Genomic DNA, 8,023 nt, shown 5'->3' with positions numbered 1-8,023 from the left:
CTTGGGAACCGTGAGCGGCCTGGTGGGCGCCGGGGCGGGCGCCGCCGCGAGGGCGTCGCCGTCATCCAGCAGTTCCTTCAGGTCCGCGAGCGGATCCGCCTCGTCCGGGGGAGACGGCATGTGCGCGTCCCAGGTTACCGGCCACGGGGGCTTTCCACCAGTTACGCGATGGGGACCGCGCCGCTTCGCCTGCCTGGTGGGAGGCGGACGGCACGGTCCGCTCGACGTGGGAGGGGTGGGACGTTAGCCAATGGAGCAAACATCACACCTCGCCTTGCCTCCCTTGGGGAGGGCTGACAGCTTCGGACCACCTCTATGGCCATCCGCTACACCCTGCCCAACGGGCTCACCGTCGTCTTCGAAGAGCAGCACGCCGCCAAGGTCGCGGCCTTCCAGGTCTGGGTCAAGGCCGGCAGCGCGGACGAAAGGCCCGACCAGGCGGGCCTCGCCCACCTGCACGAGCACATGCTCTTCAAGGGGACGGAGCGCCGGGGGCCGGGTGAGATTGCCCGGGACATCGAGGCGCACGGCGGCGAAATCAACGCCTGGACGTCCTTCGACCAGACCGTCTACCACATCGTCATCGCCAGCCAGTTCGCCCGCACGGGCCTGGACATCCTGGGGGACGCGGTGCGCCGCTCCGCGTTCGACAAGGACGAGCTGGCGCGCGAAATCGAGGTGGTGTGCGAGGAGATCAAGCGCAGCTACGACTCGCCGTCGCGCCGCGCGTCCCGCGGGCTGTTCACCGCCGCGTTCCAGACGCACCCCTACCGGCTGCCCGTCATCGGCACCGAGGAGAGCGTGCGCAGCTTCACGCGCGAGAAGGTGCTGGAGTTCTACCACCGGCACTACACGCCGAAGAACCTGGTGCTGTCCGTCGCGGGCGACCTGAACGAGGCGCAGCTGCGCCAGTGGGTGGAGGAGATCTTCGGCGGTGACTGGGGCCGGCCGTACGCGGGCCCGGTGCAGCGCCCGCGCGACGCCGCGCCCACGGGCCGCCGCGTGCTCATCCAGACGGAGGACGTGAAGGAGGCCTACCTGCACCTGGCCTTCGCGATTCCCGAGCTGGAGCACCCGGACGTGCCCGCGCTGGACGTGCTGGCGATGATCGCCGGCCAGGGCAATTCGTCGTGGCTGGTGCGCGAGGTGAAGCGCCGCCAGCACCTGGTCAACGACGTGCACGCGTCCGCGTACACGCCCAAGGACCCGGGCATCTTCTCCGTGTCGCTGACGCTGCCGCCCGCGCAGGCGCAGAAGGCGCTCACGCAGACGGCGCGCGTGCTGGAGGCGCTGCGCACCACGGGCGTGCCCCAGGACGAGCTGCGCACGGTGCAGGCGGTGGTGGAGGCGGAGTCCGTCTACCGCAAGGAGACGGTGCAGGGCACCGCGCGCAACCTGGGCTCGTACCAGACGTCCCCCGGCGGCATGGAGTCCGAGGCCCGCTACCTGGAGGACATCCGCAACCTGAAGCCGGAGGACCTGCGCCGCGTGGCCCAGAAGTACCTGCGGCTGGAGCACGCCATCGTCACCGCGCTGGTGCCCCCTGCCGCGGAGTTGACGGAGGCCCACGTGCACGCCGCACTGGATGAAGCGGCGAAGAGCCCCGGCCTCGCGCCCCCGGAGCGCGCCGTCCGCCAGCCGCCTCCGGAAGGCGCGCCGCGCGCGGCCCGCAGCGCCATCGCCTCCGCGCGTTCCGAAGTGGTGCAGGAGAAGCTGCCCTCCGGCGCGACGCTCATCATCCGCGTGGAGCCGCACGTGCCGCTGTTCTCCATGCGCGCGGCGTTCATTGGCGGCTCGCGCTACGAGACGCCGGAGGACAACGGCATCACCACGCTGCTCAGCCGCGCCCTCACCAAGGGCACCACGACGCTCAGCGCGGATGACATCAGCCACCTGGGGGACCTGTACGCGGGCAACGTCAGCGGCCAGGGCGGCCGCAACTCCGTGAGCCTGAAGGCGGACTTCCTGTCGCGCTACTTCGAGCCCGGCTTCCGGCTGTTCGCGGACGTGCTGCTCAACCCGGCCTTCCGCGAGGAGGAGGTCGCGCGCGAGCGCTCGCTGCTGCTCCAGGACATCCTCACCCGCGAGGACAAGCCGTCGAGCCTGGCGTTCGAGCTGTTCTCCCGCACGCTCTACAAGGAGCACCCGTACCGGCTGTCGCTCGCGGGCGAGAAGGCGTCCGTGGAGGCGCTGGGGCCCGAGCAGCTGCGCGCGTACCACCGCGCGCACATGGATCCGTCGCAGATGACGCTCAGCGTGGTGGGCGACGTGGACGTGGCGCAGGTGCGGGCGCTGGCGAACGAGTACTTCGGCAAGTCGCGCGGCGGCGCGGTGGCCCCGAAGCAGCTGAAGCCGGAGGCGCCGCCGTCCGCTCCGCGCACGGAGAAGAAGGTGCTGGCGCGCGCGCAGACGCACCTGGTGATGGGCTTCCAGGCGGCGCGGATGACCGACCCGTGGCGCGTGGTGCTGGACGTGCTGTCCACGGTGCTGTCGGGCCAGGGCGGGCGGCTCTTCATCGAGCTGCGCGACAAGCGCTCCATGGCCTACAGCGTGAGCAGCTTCTCCATGGACGGGTTGGACCCCGGCTACTTCGCCGTCTACATGGGCACGAGCCCGGAGAAGGTGGACGCGGCGGTGGAGGGCATGCGCCGCGAGCTGGAGCGCATCCGCGACGAGCCGATTCCCGCGGACGAGCTGGAGCGCGCCAAGCAGCACATCATCGGGGCGTACGAAATCGACCTGCAGCGCAACAGCGCCCGCGCGACGCTGCTGGCGCTGGACACCTGCTACGGCATCGGGCTGGACAACTTCCTGCACTACTCCGAGCGCGTGGCGAAGGTGACGGCGGCGGACGTGCAGGAGGTGGCCCGCCGGGTCATCGACTTCGACCGCATGGCCACGGCCATCGTCGGGCCGTAGGGCGTCCCCTCCCGCGAGCGTGGAAGCGTCACGACGACGACGCTTCCACGCCGCACCGGGTGCGGTAGAAGGGGCGCCATGTCCCAGACCTACCTGTCACTCACCGTGGATATCGCGGAGGAAGCCTCCGAAATCCTTCAGGACCTCCTCCATGAGACCGGCGCCCTGGGCCTGGAGGTGCGCGACGCGGAGACGCCCACCATGCCGGGCGTGCGCGCCCCCGCGAAGGGTGAGTCCATCGTCGTCGCCTACTTCGAGGACCGCGAGAGCGCCGAAGAGGCCCGCGACGCCGTGACGGAGAGCCACCCCACCGCGCGCGTGTCCCTGGACGAGCAGCCCCAGCAGGACTGGAGCAACGAGTGGAAGTCGCTCATCAAGTCCGTGCAGGTGGGCCGCCTGTGGGTGGGGCCGCCCTGGGACGCGGCGAACGCGCCGGACGGCAAGGTGAAGATCGTCATCGAGCCGAAGATGGCCTTCGGCACGGGGGACCACCCCACCACGTCGCTGTGCCTGGCGGCGGTGGATGACTTCATGTCCACGCACCCGGGCGCGAGCGTCCTGGACGTGGGCACCGGTACGGGTGTGCTCGCCATCGCGGCGAAGAAGCTGGGCGCGGGCCACGTGGTGGGCACCGACAACGATCCCACCTCCGTGGAGCTGGCCCAGGAGAACTGCGCCGACAACCAGACGCCCGACCTGGACATCTCCGGGCGCGAGCTGACGGAGGTGCAGGGCACCTTCGACCTGGTGCTCGCGAACATCCTGGCCAACACGCTCATTGAGCTGGCGCCCCTCATCGTCCCCAAGGCGAAGGACCGGCTGGTGCTGGCCGGCGTGCTCGCGCACCAGCGCGTGGACGTGGAGGCCGCGTACCGCAAGCTCGGGTGCACCGTGCTGGAGGGCGCGCAGCAGGGCGAGTGGGTGCGCATCGACTTGAAGCGCTAGAAACAAGAGGGGGTCGGGCCGCGAACGCATGCGCTCGCCAACCCGACCCCATCTGGACTCGCGAGGCTTTCCCCCTTGACGTCAGGTCCTCGCGACTCCCGCCGTGTGCGGACAGGCATTGCAGTCCGCGTGCCCGCCGCCCTGTCCTGGAGGTCCCCCTGCGGCTTCCCCGGCCACCGGCCTGGGTTGTAGCGGGACCGGTTACGAGAGGCGTGGCGCGTGTGACCTTCCGCGCTACAGCGGCCTTCAGGCGAACGCGAGCGTCCCGGCCGCGCGCAGGGAGCCCACGACTTCGTTGCGCGTGTTGAGGATGCGCGGCTCCGCGTGGTGCTCCAGGCCCGTCATGGGCAGGGACAGGCCCTGCTGCTCCGCGACCAGGCGCAGGACGGCGAGGAGCGCGGGCGGGGCGCAGCGGGCGTCGCCGTCCTCCACCTTGACGGCCACGCCCAGGCGCGCCCGGGGCAGCGCGGCGCAGTAGACGCCCTCCGCGCCAATCTTCACCACGGCCTCGCCCTGGAACGCGGTCATCAACTCCGTGCACGCGCGGCCCTTGCCGCCGACCAGCTCCGGGTGCGCGAGCATGGCCTCACGCAGGCGGCGCGCGGCGGGCGCTTCCGAGACGCCGAAGCGGGCCCACGCGGTGGCCATGGCGCTGAGCGGCAGGCCGAAGCAGACGGCGAGGCAGCCATCCACAGCCTTCACCAGCGCGTCGCGCGGCAGGCCCGTCCACTTCGCGATTTCATCCTGGATGCGCTCCTGCACCGGGTGGCCGTCGCTGGCGTAGCCGTGCACGTCCCAGCCGTGGTGCCGGGCCAGCGCGAGCATCCCCGCGTGCTTGCCGGAGCAGTTGTTCCACCGGGGCGTGAGCACCACGCCCGCCTTGAGCGCTTCCTCAGCGACCGAAGGCGACAGCGACGGATGCGGACCGCACGCGAGGTGGCGCTCCTCGCAGCCGGACGCGCTCAGCATCTGCATCGCGAGGGCGCGGTGCACGGGCTCACTGGAGTGGGACGCGCACGAAAGCGCCAGCTCGCGCGGGCCGAAGCCATAGCGGTCCGCAGCGCCGTCCTGCACCATCGGCAGCGACTGGAAGGGCTTCGCCGCCGAGCGCCAGAAGGTGACGCGCTCCGGGTCGCCCGCGAACGCGACGCGCGTGCCCTCCGCGCTCACCACCGCGACGGACACGGTGTGGAGGGATTCGACGAAGCCGGAGCGGGTGGACTCGATGACGAGGGTGGACATGGGCGTGGGGCGCGCCATAGCAGGAACGGGACATGGCCGGGCGCCCGTGGATTCCGGAAAGGAAACCTCTGGACGCATGGAGGGCTATCCTCCGGGCGCCCTCCCCTTCAAGGAAGCCGCCGTGGTCCGCCTCTTCGTTCCCCTTCCCGACCCCGCCCCCGCCGACGTGACGCTCACGGGTGAGCGCCGCCACTACCTCGTCCACGTGCTGCGGCTGGAGGATGGCGACGCGCTGGAGGTGTTCGACGGCAAGGGCCGCGCCTTCGAGGCGCGCGTCACGGGGCTGACCGCGGAGGCCGTGCGGCTGGTGCTGGGGGCCGTGCGCGTGACGCCGCCCGCGCGCGAGATGAGCGTGCTCCAGGGACTGCCCAAGGGGGACAAGCTGGAGCTGGTGCTGCAGAAGGGCACGGAGCTGGGCGCCACCGCGTTCCATCCGGTGGCCACGGCGCGCAGCGTGGTGAAGCTGGAGCCGAAGCGCGCCGAGGAGCGCACGCAGCGGTGGGCGAAGATCGTCGAGGAGGCCGCGCGCCAGTGCCGCCGCGATGACGTGCCGCACGTGCACCCGCCCCGGCCGCTCCTGGACGCGGCGCGCTCGCTGACGCCGGGCACGCTGCTGCTGGTGCTGGACGAGGAGGAGTCCGCGGTGCCACTGGGCGAGGCGTTCCGGAGCGTGGCGCCGGGGACGCCGGTGGCGCTGGTGATTGGCCCCGAGGGCGGGCTCGCGCGTGAGGAAGTGGACGGACTGCGGGGGTTGGGAGCGCGGCCGGTGACGCTGGGTTCGCGCATCCTGCGCACGGAGACGGCGGCGCTCGCGGCGCTCGCGGTGATGCAGCACCTGGATGGGTCGCTCGGATAGCAGCCGGGCAGGCGGCCCCTCCTCGCATCCCAGGTCACGGATCCGTGTGGGCATTCCTACGTTTCTGCCATTCGGGACCTCGCGGGTCCCTCACACGGGAGAGACTCTCATGGGGATCATCGCTTTCATCATCATCGGCCTCATCGCGGGCCTCATTGCTCGAGCCATCCTGCCGGGCAAGCAGAGCATGGGCCTGGTGGCCACGACCCTGTTGGGCATGGTGGGTTCTCTGGTGGGCGGCCTCATCGGTTCACTGTTCCAGCGCAACGGACGCCTTTTCGACCTGCACGCCTCGGGCATCATCATGTCCATCGTAGGCTCCATCATCGTGCTCCTCCTGGTCGGAGCAGCGGGACGGCGCCGCGTCCACGCCTAGCGTGAGGCGCCTCACACGCACCGTCCCCGAAGGGAGGGGCGCGGCGGCGCTGGCGAGCCCCTGACGGTTCCTCGGGAGAGGGACCAGCAGGGGCTTGTCCTTTTCTTGCTACAGGCCTGAATGCGGCCTTTCATGGCGACGGTTGTCCGCGTCACCGGGAGGATCCGTTGTCCAAGTGCCTGAAGTGCGGCGCCTCGCTGCCGCCGGTCGGAGATTGCCCCGCTTGCGCCGCGAACGCCGCGCGCCCACCAGCGGTGGCTCCCGTCCCGAGCCTGCTTGACCGCGACATCCACATCGACCGCCGCAGGCCGGGGGAACGCACTGCCCTGGACGTGGGTGGCGACCCCATCACCCTGAACAATGAACCGGTGGAGCCGGAGACGCTGCGCGGCACGCCGGCCTTCGCGATGGAGCCGCCTCGCGGCCCTGTTACCCCGCCGGGAATGACGCCGTCGGTCCGGCCGGGGATGGCGCCCGTTCCGCCCGCCGCGCCGCGCGCCGCAGCGCCCCGCCCGCCCGCGCAGCAGGCTCCGGCCGCCGCGCCTCGCGCCGCCGTGCCCCCGATGGATGGGCCCACGGTGCGCGCGTCCGCACCCGATGCGGCGGTTCGTGCGCAGACCCCGGCCGCCGATGCGACCGTGCGCGCGCCCGCGCCCCATGCGGATCCGGCGGCCCGTGCAGCCGCGGCCCGCGCCGCCGTGCCTGCCGACGTGGCGGGTCGTGCCTCCGCGCCCCATGCGGATCCAGCGGCTCGCGCTGTGGCCCCCGCTTCGCACGCGGATGCGACGATTCGCGCGGCGGCTCCGGCTGCGCGCCCCGCGCCCCAGGCCGATGCGACGGTTCGCGCTCCCGCGCCCCAGGCCGATGCGACGGTTCGCGCTCCCGCGCCGCACGCGGAGGGTCAGCCGGTCCGGGCTTCCACGCCGCACGCGGAGGGTCAGCCGGTCCGGGCTCCCGCGCAGCAGGCACCCCGGGCCGCGGCGCCGGCTCCCGTCCCCCCTCGCGCCACGCCTCCCGCCGGGAACGCGCCCTCCGGCGCCGTGCTTCCTCCGCGTCCCGCCGCACCGCCTCCGGCCGTGACACCGATGGCCGCCGCGGCCCCCGTGCCTCCTCGCGCCGCGCCCACCGCGGCCCTGTCGGAGCCGGGCTTCCAGAACCCTGGCGTCGCCGTGCCTCGCGCCGCGCAGGCCCCGGCGAACCCCCTGGAGCCCCGCCCGGGTTCCGCGCCCACGCCGGCCTACGGTACGGAGCCGCACATGCCGCGCGGCCAGACGCAGGCCGCCTCGGGTCAGCCGCGTGGCAATGCCGCTCAGGGCTCGCCCGGCCTGCCCCGCATGGACGCGCCCGCGCGCGCCGCGCAGCCCCAGGCTCCGGGCCTGCCGCGCATGGACGCGGCCTCGCAGCCGGCCCCGTCCGGGCTGCCCCGCATGGACGCGCCCGCGCAGGCGGACCAGGGCGCCGGTCTTCCCCGCCAGGAGCCCGCCTCCGGACCGTCGGCCGCCGAGCATTGGGATGCATCGCAGGCGCCCTCCGGCCTGCCGTTGATGGATGCTCGTCGGGACGCCGCTCCGGGCCTGCCTGTCATGGAGGATCCGGCCATCCTGCCCCCTCTGGAGACGCCGGCCTTCGCCGCGTCCTCCGCGCCTGCCCCGGGAGTGTCCCGCATGGAAGCCTCGCCCTCCCCC

General features: G+C 72.6%; 5 protein-coding genes and 1 pseudogene. 5 read left to right on the top strand and 1 reads right to left on the bottom strand.

The window, feature by feature from the left end:
- The first annotated feature begins 315 nt into the window (after positions 1-315).
- Both D7W79_RS34910 and D7W79_RS34905 read left to right on the top strand, forming a co-directional pair.
- The gene (locus D7W79_RS34910) at positions 316-2,919 is read left to right on the top strand and encodes a M16 family metallopeptidase (RefSeq protein WP_120529646.1); all 2,604 of its coding nucleotides are present in this window, start codon (positions 316-318) and stop codon (positions 2,917-2,919) included.
- A 78-nt stretch (positions 2,920-2,997) separates the two neighbouring features.
- Positions 2,998-3,864: a 50S ribosomal protein L11 methyltransferase gene (locus D7W79_RS34905; RefSeq protein ID WP_120529645.1), complete on the top strand. Its 867-nt coding sequence runs from the start codon at positions 2,998-3,000 to the stop codon at positions 3,862-3,864.
- A 246-nt stretch (positions 3,865-4,110) separates the two neighbouring features.
- Here the strand turns inward: D7W79_RS34905 and D7W79_RS34900 are convergent, their stop codons facing one another.
- On the bottom strand, positions 4,111-5,106 hold the full coding sequence (locus tag D7W79_RS34900) for an asparaginase (RefSeq protein WP_158617129.1): 996 nt from the start codon (positions 5,104-5,106) through the stop codon (positions 4,111-4,113).
- A gap of 121 nt (positions 5,107-5,227) precedes the next feature.
- Here D7W79_RS34900 and D7W79_RS34895 point away from each other — a divergent pair, with 121 nt between their 5' ends.
- The 3 genes and pseudogenes from D7W79_RS34895 to D7W79_RS43370 form a co-directional block, all read left to right on the top strand.
- A complete protein-coding gene (locus D7W79_RS34895; RefSeq protein ID WP_120529647.1) occupies positions 5,228-5,962 on the top strand; it encodes a 16S rRNA (uracil(1498)-N(3))-methyltransferase in 735 nt (244 codons plus the stop codon).
- A gap of 109 nt (positions 5,963-6,071) precedes the next feature.
- A complete protein-coding gene (locus tag D7W79_RS34890) occupies positions 6,072-6,338 on the top strand; it encodes a GlsB/YeaQ/YmgE family stress response membrane protein (protein ID WP_120529643.1) in 267 nt (88 codons plus the stop codon).
- Positions 6,339-6,592: 254 nt separating this feature from the next.
- Positions 6,593-8,023, top strand: a pseudogene (locus D7W79_RS43370) (hypothetical protein); the annotation flags it as partial.

It is taken from the genome of Corallococcus exercitus, assembly GCF_003611585.1.
GTDB classification, from domain to species: Bacteria; Myxococcota; Myxococcia; order Myxococcales; family Myxococcaceae; genus Corallococcus; species Corallococcus exercitus.
Note: the sequence above shows the minus strand (reverse complement) of the source record. Positions and strands in the feature narration are given on the sequence as shown.